At 46.0% G+C, this 17,404-nt stretch carries 16 protein-coding genes and 3 pseudogenes; 2 read left to right on the top strand and 17 right to left on the bottom strand.

Annotated elements, in window-relative coordinates:
- The first annotated feature begins 37 nt into the window (after window positions 1-37).
- Both DN599_RS09555 and DN599_RS09550 read left to right on the top strand, forming a co-directional pair.
- Window positions 38-616, top strand: coding sequence for a TetR/AcrR family transcriptional regulator (locus DN599_RS09555; RefSeq protein WP_110457372.1), 579 nt, complete (start codon window positions 38-40; stop codon window positions 614-616).
- 1 nt (window position 617) lies between these two features.
- Entirely contained in the window at window positions 618-1,115 is a 498-nt protein-coding gene (locus DN599_RS09550; protein WP_162599187.1) for an IS66 family transposase, read from the top strand.
- 346 nt (window positions 1,116-1,461) lie between these two features.
- On the opposite strand, the pseudogene DN599_RS18890 reads toward DN599_RS09550, so the two are convergent.
- The 17 genes and pseudogenes from DN599_RS18890 to recJ form a co-directional block, all read right to left on the bottom strand.
- Window positions 1,462-1,542: pseudogene (locus DN599_RS18890) on the bottom strand (anthranilate/aminodeoxychorismate synthase component II); the annotation flags it as partial.
- Between the two features lie 138 nt (window positions 1,543-1,680).
- A complete protein-coding gene (locus tag DN599_RS09535) occupies window positions 1,681-2,934 on the bottom strand; it encodes a tetratricopeptide repeat protein (RefSeq protein WP_110457369.1) in 1,254 nt (417 codons plus the stop codon).
- Between the two features lie 2 nt (window positions 2,935-2,936).
- Window positions 2,937-3,578, bottom strand: coding sequence for an energy transducer TonB (locus DN599_RS09530; protein WP_110457368.1), 642 nt, complete (start codon window positions 3,576-3,578; stop codon window positions 2,937-2,939).
- Window positions 3,578-3,979, bottom strand: a complete 402-nt coding sequence (locus tag DN599_RS09525) for an ExbD/TolR family protein (RefSeq protein ID WP_012156720.1) — start codon at window positions 3,977-3,979, stop codon at window positions 3,578-3,580. The genes DN599_RS09530 and DN599_RS09525 overlap by 1 nt, the downstream gene beginning before the upstream one ends.
- Window positions 3,972-4,487: a MotA/TolQ/ExbB proton channel family protein gene (locus DN599_RS09520; RefSeq protein ID WP_110457367.1), complete on the bottom strand. Its 516-nt coding sequence runs from the start codon at window positions 4,485-4,487 to the stop codon at window positions 3,972-3,974. The genes DN599_RS09525 and DN599_RS09520 overlap by 8 nt, the downstream gene beginning before the upstream one ends.
- Entirely contained in the window at window positions 4,474-5,883 is a 1,410-nt protein-coding gene (locus DN599_RS09515) for a MotA/TolQ/ExbB proton channel family protein (protein ID WP_110457366.1), read from the bottom strand. Before DN599_RS09515 ends, DN599_RS09520 begins: the two co-directional genes overlap by 14 nt.
- Complete coding sequence (locus DN599_RS09510) at window positions 5,880-6,665, bottom strand: DUF3450 family protein (RefSeq protein WP_110457365.1); 786 nt, start codon at window positions 6,663-6,665, stop codon at window positions 5,880-5,882. The genes DN599_RS09515 and DN599_RS09510 overlap by 4 nt, the downstream gene beginning before the upstream one ends.
- Entirely contained in the window at window positions 6,659-7,462 is an 804-nt protein-coding gene (locus DN599_RS09505; RefSeq protein ID WP_239473274.1) for a hypothetical protein, read from the bottom strand. The genes DN599_RS09510 and DN599_RS09505 overlap by 7 nt, the downstream gene beginning before the upstream one ends.
- Before the next feature lie 20 nt (window positions 7,463-7,482).
- A complete protein-coding gene (locus tag DN599_RS09500) occupies window positions 7,483-8,175 on the bottom strand; it encodes a hypothetical protein (RefSeq protein WP_110457363.1) in 693 nt (230 codons plus the stop codon).
- A complete protein-coding gene (locus DN599_RS09495; RefSeq protein ID WP_110457362.1) occupies window positions 8,172-9,506 on the bottom strand; it encodes an ATP-binding cassette domain-containing protein in 1,335 nt (444 codons plus the stop codon). Before DN599_RS09495 ends, DN599_RS09500 begins: the two co-directional genes overlap by 4 nt.
- Window positions 9,506-10,552, bottom strand: coding sequence for a FecCD family ABC transporter permease (locus DN599_RS09490; RefSeq protein ID WP_110457361.1), 1,047 nt, complete (start codon window positions 10,550-10,552; stop codon window positions 9,506-9,508). The genes DN599_RS09495 and DN599_RS09490 overlap by 1 nt, the downstream gene beginning before the upstream one ends.
- Window positions 10,543-11,541, bottom strand: coding sequence for an ABC transporter substrate-binding protein (locus tag DN599_RS09485; protein ID WP_110457360.1), 999 nt, complete (start codon window positions 11,539-11,541; stop codon window positions 10,543-10,545). Before DN599_RS09485 ends, DN599_RS09490 begins: the two co-directional genes overlap by 10 nt.
- Before the next feature lie 9 nt (window positions 11,542-11,550).
- The gene (locus DN599_RS09480) at window positions 11,551-13,587 is read right to left on the bottom strand and encodes a TonB-dependent receptor plug domain-containing protein (RefSeq protein WP_110457359.1); all 2,037 of its coding nucleotides are present in this window, start codon (window positions 13,585-13,587) and stop codon (window positions 11,551-11,553) included.
- A 365-nt stretch (window positions 13,588-13,952) separates the two neighbouring features.
- Window positions 13,953-14,588: pseudogene (locus DN599_RS09475) on the bottom strand (transposase); the annotation flags it as partial.
- A 70-nt stretch (window positions 14,589-14,658) separates the two neighbouring features.
- Window positions 14,659-14,892, bottom strand: a complete 234-nt coding sequence (locus tag DN599_RS09470; protein WP_110457358.1) for a hypothetical protein — start codon at window positions 14,890-14,892, stop codon at window positions 14,659-14,661.
- A gap of 39 nt (window positions 14,893-14,931) precedes the next feature.
- Window positions 14,932-15,189, bottom strand: a pseudogene (locus DN599_RS09465) (IS4 family transposase); the annotation flags it as partial.
- A gap of 363 nt (window positions 15,190-15,552) precedes the next feature.
- Window positions 15,553-17,277, bottom strand: a complete 1,725-nt coding sequence (recJ, locus tag DN599_RS09460) for a single-stranded-DNA-specific exonuclease RecJ (protein ID WP_110457533.1) — start codon at window positions 17,275-17,277, stop codon at window positions 15,553-15,555.
- Between the last annotated feature and the right edge of the window lie 127 nt (window positions 17,278-17,404).

The raw sequence follows: 17,404 nt of genomic DNA, 5'->3' as shown, positions 1-17,404 counted from the left end.
CCTGTGTCCGCAGCCATATGATGCAGTAAGGAACACCATGAGCATTACCGACAAAAAACAAGCCATCTTGGACACAGCCCTCCGCCTGTTTGTCGCCCAGGGCTTTCATGCCACCACTACCGCAGCGATAGCCCGCCAAGCTGGCGTGGCCACAGGCACCTTGTTTCACCACTTCCCCTCTAAAGATGCGCTTATGCAGCACCTTTTTTTATCGATTAAGCAAGAGTTTGCCGATGCGATTATCGCTAGCGATCAGCCCTCGGGGGAGCTTAAGCAAGATGCTAAACACCTCTGGTTTAGCGCACTCAATTGGGCGATCGACAATCCGCTCAAGCAGGCCTTTTTTCAGCAATACTCTATGTCACCAACGGTTGAGCAAGCGGTGCGTATGCAGGCGATGAACACCATTTTAGGCTTTATTGGTGACTTAATTGAACAAGGCCAAACGCAAGGTGTTATCGCCCCCTATCCGGTGGCACTGATGCAAGACAATTGCCACGGCCAATTCCTTGCCGCCACCCGCTATTTTATTGATAACCCTGACACATGGCAGCAGGCCAGCCACAAAGAAGCCAGCTTCAACCTGTTTTGGCAGGCCATGGCAAGCCCAAGGTGAGTTGTTTAATGAAGCAGAAACGCTGGCTGAAGACGACACTTTAGCCGTCGATACCACACCAGAGTCAGAAACCACTCCGCCAAAGAAAAAAGAAAAAACTAAGCGAAAACCGTTACCGGAGCACTTGCCACAAGTTCAAGTGTTCCATGACATTGGTGAAGCAGACAAGCGCCGGTACCGAGTAGCCTCGTACCAAAGGACTACGCCACTCCCTGCTTGCTCAGCCAAATCATCACCAATAAATATCAGTACGCCTTACCGCTTTATCGACAAGACCCCCCTATTCAAGCAACACGGTATTGAAATTAATCGGCGAACCCTGCCGGACTGGATGATGAAGTGCGGCACCTTGTTTAAGCCCTTGTATCAACGGTTGAGAGGAATATTGCTCTCACCACCCGTCATACAGGCAGATGAAACAACAATCAAAGTCACAATGATGAACGAGCGGAATCGTATATTTGGGTGTACTGCTCAGGTGCAGACTCGCCAGCGTTAACAGCAAAAGACATTAATGATAAAGCATTGATGTATAATGTGGTGCTGTTTGACTATCATGTACTAGGGCCTGTTGATCTTTGCTGGTTGAATTTTGTTCAAGACAAAAACGTTTTAATCGAGGCGAGTGGATTGCAGCCTAGTCATCTAAGCAAAATTCACTTAACAAAGAGTAAAACGTTTTTAGCCGAACCCTTCGGGCAGCGTTTGTTGCTCATTTCTACTGCGTTCTCAGCTTTTTATGTAGAATAACTACACCACAAAGCTTCTGCCTTGTATAAATACCCAACAATTCGCTGCAAAAACAACCTTGAAAGATCAACAGGCCCTAGTTCAGCGGACGTTTACCGTTTAACCACAATATCTTGTCCAAGCTGCTGAAAATACTGCATCAAATTGAAGGTGAAAGAGTCGTAATTGTCGATCATTAAGATCCAAGAAACTATGTTGCTGGTTTTATTTGTTTCTACCTAAAAGACCAATTGCCATAGTGGAGCAATAAAACTAAATATGAATGATTTGGGCGCAGATGCTACCACGGCCGCCCGCTTTGACCATCTGAGTTTCTATTCAAACAATACTAAGGCAGTTAACCTTTGACTAAAAGCCGCCGCTATCGTTTCAAATCCCGGTGTTTGCGCAAGCTTCCTGTAACTCGCCTCAGCCTCAGGCCATAGTCCCTCTAGCCAGTAACTTTGCCCTATTAATAATAGAGCCTGCCCTTGTAATTCATTGCGGCGTTGTCGAGCATGTTTTATTTCAGACGCACTGCCGGTAGGCAATGATTGTAAGCCGACTTTAATCCATGCATTGCGCGCCTTATCGCCTTGCTTTAGCGCTGCAAATAGTTGGCCTTGTAGTACATAAAAGTCATCATGCAGCTGATTTTGTTTGCTCATATCAAACTGCATTAATATATTTAATGCAGTTTGATAGCGCCCCGATATCCACGCATATTGCGCGCAGCTAAAATCCGCAGATGCAAACGCTGCGCTATCAGTTTTGGAATTAATAAACTGCGTGCAACTAGCTGCCAAATTATAGGCTTTAATCTGACCAAACAGCCCAATACTGTCGCGAGCTACGCCCTTGTTTCTATCGGTGTGTAAGTTAGCAGCAATATCGCTTGCGACCGCGGCCTCAACAGGATGCTCTAACCCGAGCTCACTGCGGGTTAAGACCTGCCATGCGCTGCGGTTAATTGGCTCAAGTGCTAGCCAACTCTCAGCGCTATCTTTTGCTGCTTGCCATTGCTCTAACGCCAGCTGGCTGTAACTAATCAATGGCCACCAATGCCGCTTCACATCATGGCTAATCAGCTCAGTTAACACCGCTTGATATTGCCCCTGCTGGTAGTGCGCGTAGCCGCGCATATAACGAACTTGAGCTGAAATAGGCTCATCTAAAGTTGAAAAATCCAAGCCGCTTAAGCTAGCAAGCGCCGCCTTATAATGTTCAAACTGAAGCTGAGCATGAGCTAAGTTAATCGCAATATTCGCCTTCTGAGGATATAGCTTATAACCTCGCTGCCAACAACTTAACCCCTTAATTTCATCGCCTGTATCGGCAATGGTCTTACATGCATATTGAAATACCGTTGGATGTGGAGCACTTTGCTCAAGTAATGGCTGCATCATGACTAGCGCTGCATCAAAATCGTTGTGTTCTATCAAAGAGCTAGCTTTATTAAGCAGGTTAGACTCAAACCGATTTAACGAGCGTCCTTGGTCTGCCTTTTCCCCTTGCTCTCCATGGCTGTAAAAACTGATCAACGACCCACTAAATACAAATGCAAATGCAAGTTGTTGAATACGCTTCATCACTAACTCACCTTAAAATTAATCGGTACATCAACAAACACCTTAACCGCTTCGCCCGATAACACCGCAGGCTTAAAACGCCATTTACGCGCTGCTTCGATCGCTGATTGGTCAAACACTTGTTTGGGCTCTGCTTCTAATACCTCTGCGTGACTCACTATGCCATCAGCCTCCACAATAAGCCGTAGCAGAACTTTGCCTCCTTGCTTAAACTTACGACCTGCGATCGGCATTTTAGGCTGAATAAAGCGTAATAATTCAGGCGCTTTATCAACATCTTTTATACCCGCAATCACAGGAGCAATGCTGGGTAACCCTAAGCCGTTCAATGTTGGTGTAGCCATGATAGGAACTTGCAACGGCATATCTGCAACAGCAGGCATAATCGGCATACTGCTTGATATCGGCGTTACCACGCTCGCCGTTATCGGTTTAGATTGAACTTTTTTGGGCTCCACTTGGCGCGGCTTCTCAACAGGTAATAATGGCAGTTCTTGCAGCTTAACTTGCTGGGTTAATGGCCCTTTATCCAGGTTTTGATTGAGACTATTTGGCAAATAGTAACAAAGCAAAATAGTTACCATTACCGATAAGATAAACCTGACACTATTGACCCAAAAGGCTTTAACTTGCTGTTTGATCATTAATGGATCTCTGACGCGACAGAACTAAAGCTGATCCCAGCCTGTTTGGCGATATCTAACACTTTAATCGTGACCCCAGTTGGGCAGTTAGTGTCGGCCACCACCAGCAATTTTGCTTTCGGCGTTTGACTAGCAATCTGCTGTAATTTTCCCGGCAGATAGTAAATATCGATCTCTTTTGACTCAAAGTAGACCCGACCAGTTGTGTCGAGCGTTACCACAATTGGGCTGCCGTCAACACTGGTCGCAGTGCTGGCTTGAGGGCGCTTGATCTCAACAGATGATTGCTGCACAAAGTTGGTCGACACAATAAAGAAGATCAGCAAAATAAAAACCACATCTAGCATCGGTGTCATATTGATCTCGGGATCTTTATCTTGCCTAAAACGATCGCTAAGCATGTGCACCTCCAACGAATAAATCGGTATCTAAACGATTAAGCTTTCGCTGCCAAAAAAAGGCCAATATCACCCCTGTTAAGCCGACAAACAAACCTGTTTGCGTGGTCACCATCGCCATAGAAATCCCTGCAGAAATTACAGCTGGATCATGAAAGCCATAATTGGCTCCCGCATCAAACATGGCGATCATTCCGCTCACGGTGCCGAGCAAGCCTAATAACGGCGCAACCATAGCAAGTAACCTAACCCCTTGAAGATCGCCATACTGCTGAGCCTGTGCCTGCCTTAATGCCAACAAGCGCAAACGTTGATTAAGCCAGTCACACTCGGTTGTTACACCACTCAGAGCTTCTAAGCTTTGCTCTTTAAATAAGGCACGACTGACTAACCACAACATCCATAAACAACAGATAAATAGCGGCCACATCACTATGCCGCCTAGCTCAATAAAGCCTAAAACAGCATGAACAAATTGCTCTAATGACTGCATCGAACTACTTGGAGCCATGGCCTTCCCCTTGCTCAAGGTTGAGCGCTAGTAACAAGGCTGATTGCTGCTCCATATTCAAACTTAGAGCTTGGGCGCGGCGCTTTAACGGGTAATGCAGCAGTAGCAATGGCAATGCTACCAGTAAGCCAGCTTGAGTGGTGATCAGTGCCTTACTGATCCCTTGCGACAACAACTTAGGGTCACTATTGCCAAACTCTGTGAGTGATTGGAAAGTTTCAATCATGCCGGAAACCGTTCCCAGCAAACCTAGCATTGGCGCCATAGCAGCGAGTAGCGCAATAAAGCCAAGACCTCGTTCAAACTGCGCTATCTGTTTCAGCATTAACTGTTTAAGCCGCTGATCCATTGCTTCAACACCGCTCCCTTCAACAATGGCATTAGCTAGCACTTTCGCTGCCGGCACTCGAGACATACTCTGTAGCTGCTGCTTAATCGTTAGCAGATCTGCTTTAGCGCTATCATCGTTTTGAAGCTGGGCTAATGGACGCCAATATAGCAAGAATACCGCGCGCCAAAGGGCGATCAGTAAGCCAAGTGCAGCTAAAATAAGAATTGGCCACAACACTTCACCACCATCTTTGACCCATTGGCCAACGCTTTGCTTTTGCGCCAAGCTTGGCAGCATTCTGCCTTGACTCAAATCCATTGCCAACAGCTGACTTTCACCATCTAACCATGCTCTTAGCCGCTGACTGACATCGATATCAACAGGCCTAATTGCGGTAGGTAGTTTATCAGTAAAGGCTATAAAGTTAGGTAAATCCGTATCGGTTACGGCCATTAGCCCACCAAATACTCGTAGCTCTTGTGTGCTAACACTGCCATCAGCTTGGCTTATTGGCGCTGCAGTACTAGCGACTTGAGCCGTCATCTGCATATCGTCGATGGCGTAAGTCATCAACTCATTGAGTTGTGACAAACGTGGAAAACCAGAGCTAGCCTTAGCAGCCGTTAAACTTAGCTCTCGCTGCGGCTCAATTAAGCTGGTAGGACTTTGCTGCCATTGCTGCGATAAGCTACTCAACGCTTTTTGGTAGGCGCCTTGCACCAGCTGCATATCATCAACAGCGAGTTGATAACTGCTAGTCAATTGCTGCTTTTGCAGATTAAGCGCGATAAGTTGCTCGTTTAATACAGCGAGTTGTGCGCGTTTACTGGCTAACCTTGCGCTTAACGCTTGTTGGTTAGATTTAACCTCATCGATCTCTTGCTTTAATTGATGCTCCCAAGCACTATTTTCCTGACGGATATCAGCCACTCGCTTATCGATTTGAGCCTTTTGCTGTTGATAATTACCAGCAGTTTCATTCACTGTAGTGTTTGCAACAACTGGGCCTTGGGCAAAAATCTGAGCAGAAGCACTAAAAAGTAAAATGGCAATCACAGCTCTCATTGTTCTTGCCCTCCTAGTGGAAGATTAACAATCTGTGCCACCTGCTTATTAGCAGTAATTGCCATGGCTACTTTAATGTCACCTTGTTGATCAACAGGTAAGGGCCGCCACTGGCGAGACTGATTATCAAACCAACCTAAATGCTGCTCGTCAGGGGTGATATAAAACCAAGATAAACGCCCTAAACGCAGTAAGTTCACCTGCACTGGTTGCTCATCAATTGCAATAACCTCTTGCGTTAACTGCTGACCATAACCATAAGCAACCTCTATAGTCATCACATCGAGTAAACGTCTAAAACGCTCGGCTAATGGTAGATCATTGCTATCCATAGCTTTACGTAAAAATGCTAAGCGACGCTTACGCTCATCAAAGTCAAACGGAAGATCGCTGCTCACTTGACGCTCTAACATGGCATACCAGATCTCAAGTTGCGGCTCTAACTCCTGTTTTAATGCGGTTATTGTGGCAATGTCTTGCTGCAACTGGGTAACCTCAGCTTGCAATGATGCTAAGTACCTTTGCTGCTTCTGCAGCTGATACTCAGTCCAATAAAGCTCACCTAAGTCTTGTTGTTGCTGCGACAGTGACTGCGCTTTTTGCTGTTGCCATGCAGCAGCCTCTTCGCCCAGCTGCACAGATTGCATCACAGGTTGTTGTATTTGCTCGCGCCAGCGTTCAGCTAACTGACTGCTTGAGTCAGTCGCTACGGCAGTCGCATTAACTGCGAGTGGCAATACACTTAAAGCGACCAATAAACTGATGTAAACTCGAGCTAGCATTTTCGGCTCCCTTTTTTGATTGAGCGACGCCAAAACACCAGCCCTTGCAACAGTAAACTCACCAGTAATAGGCAATAACAGATAAAGAAATAGTTAATCAGTGGGTTATGTACAGCTAACAGCTTAACTTGCACGCCTTTGGCCTCTTGTTGATAAGGCACGCGAAAATCTGTCACTGTGATATACAAGTCACCCCAGTTAAATGGACGCAGAAAACCAGCATGACCATTGACAGTTTGCTCGCCATTGCTTACCTCAAAGTAAGCATTATTAATGCGCGGATCGAATACTTCGACACTGCGGCGAGTAATGCGTCCGGCGGGGCTAAAGCCTTTTTCATCTTCAATGATTTGGCTGACATCGTTGCGGTAATCAACATTGACTAACTCAATTTGGTAACGCCCATTGTTAAAACGTTCACCTTGATGCAGCACAACGCTGTCGTGGCCATGAATAAACACTAAATCGACACCGTGGAAGATAAACACCAATAAGGTCAGGATATGAATCGGTAGCATCATGATCCGTGGGCTACGCCAGCGCTTATGTCGCCAAGTCGGTAGCAGATCGCGCCAAGAACAAAGTGCAGTGTTTAATCCAAGTAAAAACATCAAACCAAATAGGCCCGCAAGCCAACTTGCCACTAGAGGCGCTGCGGCTAAGCTTTGCATCCATTGCAACATAGGTAAATCATTCAGTGAGCGCAGCACTTGGCGGTAAACATCTTGCTCACTCATCGCAACGCCAAGCGCAAACCACACTGACAACAACAATAGCAGCACAAAAGCTAGCCGCATTGAAAACAACCAGTTCATAGTCATGACAGACGATACCCCAACATCAATACGCAAATAAAGCCAAGCACCGCGGCCTTACCTAACGCCAAAGCTTTGCCATTCGCAAACCAAGCTTTAGGTAAGTGAAATACTAAGATAAATAACAGGTATGTCAGGGCTGAGAAAAAGAAGTGCCCACTCCAGCTCCAACTACGTCCCCAGCCGATAAATGCCCAATAGCTACCCGCGATTTCTCCACCAAGAAACGCTGTACCAGCAAGAAGACTCAATAGGTGGCTATGACTCTCTAATCGCGCATCACGACCAAATGCATGCAACAAGTAACCGATACAAGCTGCAATAGCTAAGCCCAGCGCAATAGGTCGAGAAAGGAAGAAAAGCTGCGCCCAAAGTGAAGTTAGCATGGCACTGTCGCCCATTGGTGGCTCAAGTGTTTTGCTGTAGATAAGCAGCAATAGCCCCAAGCCACTCACTATCCATACATAGCGAGCCTGGATACCACTACGGATAGGTAAGACGCAAACCGAAAGCGAGCTGGCAATGGCAGTTACCACTAAGTATGTTGTCACGCTACTGCCTGGAAACAACAGGCTATTAGCATTGATCAAGATAAGCGCCATAACGGATAAAGCTAGCACGACCAAACCGGCTAGGCGGGCAATAATAAAATTTTGTTCAAGCACGCTCGTTTGATTTAAACTGACATCGTTCATTTACCTTGCTCACCTACAAGGGCTAGATTATCAGCGCTGATAAACTGCATTAGTTTTCGGGATAAATCGCTATCTTCAATACCGATAACCTCTGGGTTATGCAGCGACCAATGGCGACAAACTTGCTCAATCAAGTTTGGACGCACCACCCAAATATGACGGCTATTTGCCACTGCGAGTAGTGGCGCGATTTGCTTACCAAAACCTTGTCCACCAAGCTCCATCGGCCCAATTTCATCGACTATACAGATATCGCCTTGGTTAAAGTTATTATGATCAAGGGCTTGTAAACCTAGGGCCAATCCGGCTTCAGTAAAACTAAAACGTGTGCCGGTTTTCTTATCTAGCACACCAGTACGATGACCAAATAGACAACGTTCTCCCGTCGCTATATCGACAATATCACTACTAAAACGACGACCATTTTTCATCACACCAGGGCAAAGCATGCCTTTTAATGGCAGCTGTTTTTGTTGGCACTGCTCAATAAGTGCTGCTAAAGCGGTGGTTTTACCACTACCGCTTTCACCGGTAACAATTAGCACTTTGCTGAGACTCAAGCCCAATACGTTTTGCGGCATAAAAAACTCCTGCGAGGCGACTTGATAACTGGCCGTTGCCAAGCCATACAGTCGACTCATATTTTTACAGGTCATCACGGCGCTACGCTCGCCATAATCCAATACCTTGCCATGTTCCAATAGCAGTACTTTATCGGCGTATAGCTGGGCTAAATTTGGATCGTGTAAGATGGCAATCACAGCGGTATTAGATTCAACGCAGCAGCGCTTTACCTGAGAAAGGATTTGAAATTTATTACGATAGTCAAGGTGATTAGTCGGTTCATCGAGTAGCAACAATTGCTCACTCTGAAACAGTGCTCTGGCTAACAGTACTAGCTGACGCTCGCCACCAGATAGGCGGTTGTAGTCCGCCTTGGCTAAACCGCCAACATCGAGTAACTGCATGACTCTTTTAGCGTCGTGGATATCTTGCTCTGACGGGGACTCAAAAGTTGATAGAAACGGCGTGCGCCCCATCACTACCATCTCGAGCGCAGTAAATGCAAAGGCGGTTTCTTGCTGTTGTGGTACCAAGGCCATCAATTGCGCGATCTCTGCGCGGCTCATATTATTTAAAGGACGCGAATTAAGACTGACCAGACCTTGGCTCGGTTGGTTTAAACCACATAAGCAGTTAATTAAGGTCGTCTTGCCTGCACCGTTAGCGCCTAAAATCGCCAAAAACTCACCCGTTGCTAGTTCAAAACTGACATCTTTTAATAGTTGCTTGTCAGCAACAGAAAAACTCACATTTTCAACAGATAGCATTAATACGCGCCTCCCTGACGAAAACGAAACAGCAAAAAGGCGAACAAAGGTGCACCAACCAGCGAGGTCACAATGCCAATCGGGATCTCCATGCTAAAACTCGCCCTTGCAACGCTATCTGCTAGCAGCAAAAAGATGGCGCCAACCGCAGTCGATAGCGGAATCAATCGCATATTGTTAGCGCCTGTGAAGGTACGCACCATATGTGGCACCACTAGGCCAATCCAAGCGACGGAACCAACAGTTGCGACACATGAAGCCACAATGAAAGAGCTAATCACTATCAGCACCATACGCAGTCTTGCTGGTTCTACCCCAAGGCTGCGGCATTGATGATCGCCTAAGCAAAGCACGTTGAGGCGATATCGCAATGTATGAATAAGTCCATAACCTAAGGCCACAGGCACTATCAGCTGCGCAACCGTGCTCCAACTGCTTACCGATAGTGATCCCATTAGCCAAAATACAATCGCTGGCAGCTCTCCATAGGGATCAGCTAAGGCTTTTAACATGGTCAACCCTGCGCCAAATATCGAGCCGACAATAATCCCGGTCATAATCATCAATAGCAGACTGTTGCTACCAAAGCGCTTGGCCATGAACATCGCCGCACAAGCGGCTGCTAAGCCACAAACAAATGCCAATAACTGCACCATCAACCAACTGCTGCCCGGTAAAATAAGTCCCATCGCTGCGCCAAACATACAGCCCGATGCGACGCCTAAAATATCAGGTGACACCAGCGGGTTACGAAACACCCCCTGATACACGGCGCCTGATACAGCAAGACCAGCACCAACAATCAGAGCGGTTAGTAAACGCGGAAAACGAATAAGCAGAATGACCCTTTCTTCTTGGGTTAAGTTATCCGGCACTTGCCCTGCAAGTATTAAGCTGCTTAGTACAGAGGGCAGTTTTTGAATCGCACTGAATAAGTCGCTTGAGTTAATCGAAAAGCGTCCCGCGCAAAGGCCTACCAAGCCTACAACAATGGCAATGCTCAGCCACTTAACCGGCTGAAAAGTGCGTCCTTTAGCTATAAACATTGACTCGTCTCTTGCAGAGGCGAGAGGCAAGCATCACCAAAAGCGACTTGATAATAATGGGCTATTTCGGCATCTAAATCGATGTTTTTAAATCGTTCAGGGTAAGCGTTAGCAGCAATATAGAGTGCACCAGCCATTGCCATTGGTGACGGCATATCCCAGAAGCTACCATTAGGTATTTTGATCTGCGGTAACTCAGCGATTTGTGTCATCAATGATTTTTTAAGTTGTTCATCAACTTTGGTTGAATCATTAGATTCACGCACTAATAATTGCGGTTGCCAAAGTAGTAGCTGCTCCGCATTCACTTTAGGGTAAAAACCCGGTACACCTGTAGCGACATTATTGATGCCAGCAACAGCCATTAACTGATGTTGAAACATCTGCTCACTCGCGGTGCGGTATAGATCTGAACTATTGGCGTAATATGCACGTAAGTATTGATCGTCACTAAGCCCTTTAAGTCCAGTTTGGATAATCTCGGCTAAGCGCTGGTTTTCAGCTGCTATCTTAGCCGCCTTGTCTTCGGTGCCCGTAGCTTTTGCTAATAGCGATAGCACAAACTCACTGTCTTTAAAGCTTTCAGGTTGAATAACCAAGCTAGCGATACCTAATGAGCTAAGACGATCTGCCAGTCGGTAGCCATCTTTTTTGCCAAAGACTAAAACCAAATCAGGCTTTAAAGCGACGATGGTTTCTAAACTGGTTCCAGCCGAACGACTGCCGATCACCAAAGGATCGCGCTCGCCTAAAATACGATTAATGAATGGCGAGTACTTGGTGCTACCGCCAATTCCTACAAGTTGGTCTTCAAGACCAAGACTAAGAGCAAACAAGTTTGCAGGGGTAAAGGTCGTCACAATGCGTGAGGCAGGCTGTTGCAGCACCACCTCACGGCCTTGTTGATCGACCAAGTGTATCGGCGTTGCCGATACACTTGAAAGACCACAAAGGAGAATGACAACAGCACTAAATAGTCTGTTTAACATTCCTATTCCTTAGAAGCGGTACTTTACGCCAACTTCATAAGAACGACCTTCATTTGGCTGGCCGTATCCTTCGTAGTGTGACTCATCGAGTAAGTTGTTAAGATTCATGTAAGCAGAAAACTGCGGTGTAATCGCCTTTTTAATTCCCATATCGATAGTTAATGTATCTGACTCCCACTCTTGTGAGCGTTCATCGATCAGGATATCAGTACGATAGCGTACGCGTAGGTTACTATCGATATCTAACCTAGGCTGATACCAGTTAACAATCGCTGTGACAGAGTCTTTTGGAATATCACGGAAGTAATCTGAGTCGCGGTTTTCGCTCTTGTTACGTGCGTGAGTATAAGTGTAATCCAGTGACAGACTGATATTTTCCGTTAGCTGGCTTAGCGTCGTGATCTCAATACCGTAAAACTCTGACTTACCGATGTTTTGGTAAACTTCTAGATCCCAATTCGGATCATTTGGATCCGGCAGATAAGTTTCAACAATCTTGTCAGTAATATCGTGATAGAACAGACCCACGTCAATGCTATTTAACAACTGATGGCTAAAGTCATTTTTCCAGCCTAAGGTGTAACTAGTGTTGCGTTCAGGCTTAAGATCGTGACGGGCGCCAGTATCGTCAAACATCTCAGTGAAGGTAGCAAAACGGGTCTTTTGCGCGATAGAACCATAAACTAGACCCGCATTGTCGAAGGTATAACTCATACCAAGCATTGGATCTAAGGTATCTGAACCATCTTCACCCGGCGTAGCATCATTACCGCGGTCTTCAACAATCGTTTGTTTATGCCAAGCAATACCAGCGACCACATTTAGTGCACCAAAGCTCATGGTATCTTCTGCTGCAACACTGATAGTATCTAATTGAGAGCGTTCATATCCATGAGAGCGACCTACATCAACGTAAGCAACATTCTTCTTTTTGTGTACATCATTTTTATAGTTAACTGACAGGCTTAAGCTATTCCAATCCGCTAATGCCATATCAGTAAACAGAGCGCCACCTGCGGTGTAATCGCTGTAGCTACTTGTCGCTAACTTAAGGTCTTTATCTGGATTATCGTATGAATCATAGCTGTCGTTATGCATGTGGTAATAACCTAATGCACGCACTGTTAGCCAGTCATTTACGCGGTGTAAACCGCTTAAATCCATACCAGTATCTTTATATTCAGAGATATCGGCAAAACTACTAAAATCACTAAATACTTTGTTATAACGGGTGTTATAAGGAAGCTCACGATCAGAATCTAAGCTGAATACACTAGCAAAAAGCTCTGTGCTTTCATTGGCGTAACCACCACGTACCCAGATATTAGTCGATTCATAATCAGAGTTTTCGCGCTTACCGCCGTCTTCAACAACCATCTGCTTTGGTAAATCACCAAATTTATTTTTAATGTCTGAAAGTACAGGCTCAAAGTCATTAGACATACGCATTGCATCACGACCACGGTGATCGACTGATGCAAATAAGCTAAAACCATCTTTGCCTAAGCTGATAGAACCTGCTTGATGGTTTTGCCCCATTTGCCCAAATGATGCATTAAGATCACCACTGATACCTTCTTGGCCTTTCTTAGTGATAATATTGACCACACCGCCCATTCCATTTGGGCCATAAAGCACTGAAGAGGCGCCTTTCACTACATCAATTTTGGCAATGATATTGGCAGGGATTTGGTTAAGATCTAACTGGCCATAGTTAGTTTCATAATATGGCACACCATCAAGCAGAATAAGCACTTTATCTTGCTCAAAGCCCTGAATAGTTAAAAATTTCTCACCTTTACTCGACTGAGCAACGTGTACACCAGGAACATAGTCCAGTGCATCCGCAGCCGTTTTGGCGCCAATAAGTTCAATTTGCTCTGCTGTCATTGTGTTATTGATAGCAATATCTTTTACACCTGTCTGCTCTGAAACAACAATTTCACCAAGTGAAAAAACGTCATTAGCTTCATTAGCTAGTACAGCTTGGCTTGATAGTAGGCTACTGATGATAATCGCGATTTTAGTATTTCTTGTTTTGATCACTTAAGACTCCAATCTGCTCGTGATAATGGCTTGCAGATCTTCAACATCGTTAAGAACTGCCCAGTCGTAAATTCGCGCACATCTTATTCTTTATAACCAGATTTAACAATTCGTAAAGCAGAACTCTAGACAGACGTCACCCAATAAAAGACCAATTACGACGTAATAGCACATACTTACAGATGCGGAGGGACAATTAGTCGCACAAGGACAAGTTTACCAGTCTAATTTGTCTCCCCCTAAATTAACCATGTAAAAAACGCTCATTCAGCGTCAAGGTTTGATACCAGGAAGTAATCTCTGATTATTTTGACAAATAGCGCCCACAAAGCCAGTCAATAGAGTTAATGCTATTCGGTTAAGCATTATTGCTTATATTTTAGTGGGTAACGGCTAGGTATATAGAGCACTGAACGTGGATACGTTCGGTGCTTTCTTTTATCTGGAAGGATAAAGTGTTTTATATCGGCTCACATTTGCTTCAGCTTAGCCAGCAGTTTCCCATCCGGCGATAAAGCAAGCCACATCAATTGTGTGTCTATCAAGCTTATTGCTGCGCTAAAACTGATACGCGTTGGAGCAACTTCTGCTTCCTTTGCTATCGCTACCATCTCTAAACGAACCAGATTGTAAGCGATAAGTACGCCCCATAGTTCTTGTCTGACCCCTTCAGTAAATTGACTTCGTAACGTCACCTTACTTTGCAGTTGAGCTTGCTTAAGCTCGCCATATCCTTCTTCAATTTCCCAGCGTTGCCAGTAGATATTAAGTAGCTTATCCAGTGGATACCGAGTGGGGTCAACCAGCGAGGTAACGAAGCCTTTAATCTCACCCTTTGGCTTTTGATAAGCAATAAAACGCGCGCGCCATGTTTCAGGTAAATTTGGGGTCTTCTTTCTCGCTTGCGGTGATACAGGCATATCAATAAGCAAATCATTATCAGAAAACGCTTCGACGACTTCATAACGCATTTTCGATTTGACTGGCGTTAACCAGTGTCGCTGCTTTCCTGAGCCTTCCCATCTAAAAAATTAGGGGCTTACCACAGCCTATAGCTATGCAACTTTCATTTTACTTATGTTGTATCGGCATATTTCCAATGGCACCAAATAAAACCCCATAATATTCGCCATTATCCTCCACAATTTTCAAGCTCCCCCCCTTTAACTTTTCTTTTACAATGGGCTTAGATGTAATTAAATCTAAGAAAGAATCAACATTAGAACGATTTCCAGAGGAAATGACAATGCCACAAAGTTTGTCTGAACAAGATACCGTCTTGAGATTCATATCTTCATATTCCACTATAACTCTATGAAGTGTCTACTGTTCTAGGGGCTTACCAAGCCACTTTGCATGCCACTGATAGACAGCCATTCTTTCATGGTGAAGGTGATGGTTGCCCAGTAACCTATCGATACGTTTTATCGAGTGCTTAGTATGAGTGCTAGTGCCATCAATGTGCCGTCCTAAATGAGTGAGAGTGAGACAATCTGCGTTGATGAGCGCTCTGCAGGCGACGATGAGCGTATTGAGACGCTTTTGATGTATTTCTGGACAATGTTGATAGAGAGATTGATGTAAGATAGTTAACGCTTGCACCTTGAAGTCCTGTGATTGATGTTTGTTTGCACTTCCATCAGATCACACTTTAAGGTGCAAGTTCACTTTAATCTCATGATTTATTTAAAAATCATTAGGGGATTCCTCAGCGCAGAGCCCACAGGGATGTGCTCGCAACGATATCCCTATCTAAAAGCCAGTTCGACAATCCCAGTCTCTCGTTCGTGGGCTCGAAGCTACGCTTCACTCACCGAGCCAAAAGAGCGCTTGCACATAAGCCTGCTGCAAGCAATTAACTCCCATTAAAGGTTCAACCCTCAAACAAACTCAACCAGCAAGCACGCCGTCAGACGCTAAAGCTCGCATCTCGAAACCCATAGCCCGTAGATGGGCGTTCCCAGCTTATCTAGGCTCTATCTGCTCCACCATAAACTGCAGACTCTCATTGCCCCTAAACTCATTGATGTCGAGCTTATAAGCTACCTGCGCAAATTGAATGGTCGCATCGGGCCACGTTTTTAAATCGACATTAAAGGCAATGGCATCGACCATGGTTTGGCCGCATTCGGTTTCCAGTACGAGCTTAAGGTGACGTTCGCCAACAATGCGCTGCTGCACCACTCTGAAGTAACCGTCAAATAACGGCTCTGGGAAATTCTGTCCCCAAGGGCCGGCATTACGCAATTCTTGGGCTAATGCCATCGTCATTTGATGGGGCAATAGCTCACCATCACTGACAATTTCACCGGTCAGTTGCGCGGGGGCCAGTAGCTCTCGCACCGCTTCATCATACGCCTTGGCAAAACGGTCAAATTGGCCAGCGTTAAGCGATAAGCCTGCCGCCATGGCATGGCCACCAAATTTGATGATCATACCTGGATGTCTGCTATTGATTAGTTCGAGTAAATCCCGCATATGCAGGCCTTTAATCGAGCGCGCCGAGCCTTTGATCTCGCCTTCATTAGCCTCGGCAAAGGCGATCACCGGGCGATGATATTTATCTTTAATGCGCGAAGCCAAGATACCTATCACCCCTTGGTGCCAATCGCTCTGGTAAAGCGCGATTCCCCAAGGTAAGTCTGCTTCATCTAAACTCAGCGCCTCAAGGCTTTTTAGCGCCTCTTGCTGCATATCGGCTTCAAGATCGCGCCGCTCGGCGTTTAAGCTATCGAGCTCACTGGCCATACGCCGAGCTTGCATGATGTCATCACACAGTAAGGTTTCAACCCCTAGAGCCATCTCGTCGAGCCGCCCGGCGGCGTTGAGTCTGGGGCCAACCGCAAAGCCAAAATCAGAGGCCACAATACGTGAGGTATTGCGTTTAGCGACTTCCAATAAGGCGGTGATGCCAGGGCGACAACGGCCGGCTCTGACTCGCTTTAAACCGGCATCGACTAAGATACGGTTATTAGTATCGAGCGAGACCACATCGGCAACCGTGCCCAGCGCCACAATATCCAGTAAGCTGGCTAAATTTGGCTCGGCAATGGCGCGCTGTTGATACCAACCACGGGTTCTTAATTCGGCTCTTAATGCCGACATTAAATAAAAGGCGACGCCAACGCCCGCAATCGACTTGCTGGCAAATGGGCAATCGAGTTGGTTAGGGTTCACTATGGCATCAGCAGCCGGCACCGTTTGACCCGGCAGATGATGGTCGGTGATCACCACCGTCATGCCTAGCGCCTTGGCAGCGGCAACGCCCTCGATAGATGAGATGCCATTGTCGACAGTGATCAGCAGCTGCGCCTCTTTACGGTAAGCCACTGCAACAATCTCAGGGCTAAGGCCGTAGCCATAATCAAAGCGGTTTGGAATGAGGTAATCCACCTGCTGCGCGCCCATCATCTTCAGCGCTAACAAACAGACACTGGTAGAGGTGGCGCCATCGGCATCAAAGTCGCCCATAATAAGGATTTTACGATTATTTGCCATGGCATCGGCAATCAGCCGCGCGGCCACATCGAGTCCTTTCATGGTATTAGGGCGCAGCAAGTTAGCAAGCGCCAACTCACAGTCGGCATCACTGCAACCTCGGCTGGCGTAAACTTGCTTTAAAATAGGCGAGAGATGAGCAGGAAGATGATTATCATCCACCTTAGGGCGACGAACTATCTTATGGATCACAGCGTAAATAACCTCAACAAACAATGGCGCTAGCATAACAAAGGCGGCGGCAGAACACACAGCAAAAGTATCGATTGCTGCTATCTGTGAGCACTAGAGATAAGCCAATCACTACCTGCACGGCGGG

Origin of the sequence: Shewanella algidipiscicola (assembly GCF_900380485.1) — a bacterium.
Lineage (GTDB): Bacteria > Pseudomonadota > Gammaproteobacteria > Enterobacterales > Shewanellaceae > Shewanella > Shewanella algidipiscicola.
The sequence above is the reverse complement of the archived record's forward strand: the minus strand, read 5'-3'. Positions and strand labels throughout refer to the sequence as shown.

Coding starts and splice junctions, on each gene's coding strand:
- DN599_RS09555 (WP_110457372.1), top strand. CDS start 38: ATGAGCATTACCGACAAAAAACAAGCCATCTTGGACACAGCCCTCCGC.
- DN599_RS09535 (WP_110457369.1), bottom strand. CDS start 2,934: ATGAAGCGTATTCAACAACTTGCATTTGCATTTGTATTTAGTGGGTCG.
- DN599_RS09530 (WP_110457368.1), bottom strand. CDS start 3,578: ATGATCAAACAGCAAGTTAAAGCCTTTTGGGTCAATAGTGTCAGGTTT.
- DN599_RS09525 (WP_012156720.1), bottom strand. CDS start 3,979: ATGCTTAGCGATCGTTTTAGGCAAGATAAAGATCCCGAGATCAATATG.
- DN599_RS09520 (WP_110457367.1), bottom strand. CDS start 4,487: ATGGCTCCAAGTAGTTCGATGCAGTCATTAGAGCAATTTGTTCATGCT.
- DN599_RS09515 (WP_110457366.1), bottom strand. CDS start 5,883: ATGAGAGCTGTGATTGCCATTTTACTTTTTAGTGCTTCTGCTCAGATT.
- DN599_RS09510 (WP_110457365.1), bottom strand. CDS start 6,665: ATGCTAGCTCGAGTTTACATCAGTTTATTGGTCGCTTTAAGTGTATTG.
- DN599_RS09505 (WP_239473274.1), bottom strand. CDS start 7,462: ATGCGGCTAGCTTTTGTGCTGCTATTGTTGTTGTCAGTGTGGTTTGCG.
- DN599_RS09500 (WP_110457363.1), bottom strand. CDS start 8,175: ATGAACGATGTCAGTTTAAATCAAACGAGCGTGCTTGAACAAAATTTT.
- DN599_RS09495 (WP_110457362.1), bottom strand. CDS start 9,506: ATGCTATCTGTTGAAAATGTGAGTTTTTCTGTTGCTGACAAGCAACTA.
- DN599_RS09490 (WP_110457361.1), bottom strand. CDS start 10,552: ATGTTTATAGCTAAAGGACGCACTTTTCAGCCGGTTAAGTGGCTGAGC.
- DN599_RS09485 (WP_110457360.1), bottom strand. CDS start 11,541: ATGTTAAACAGACTATTTAGTGCTGTTGTCATTCTCCTTTGTGGTCTT.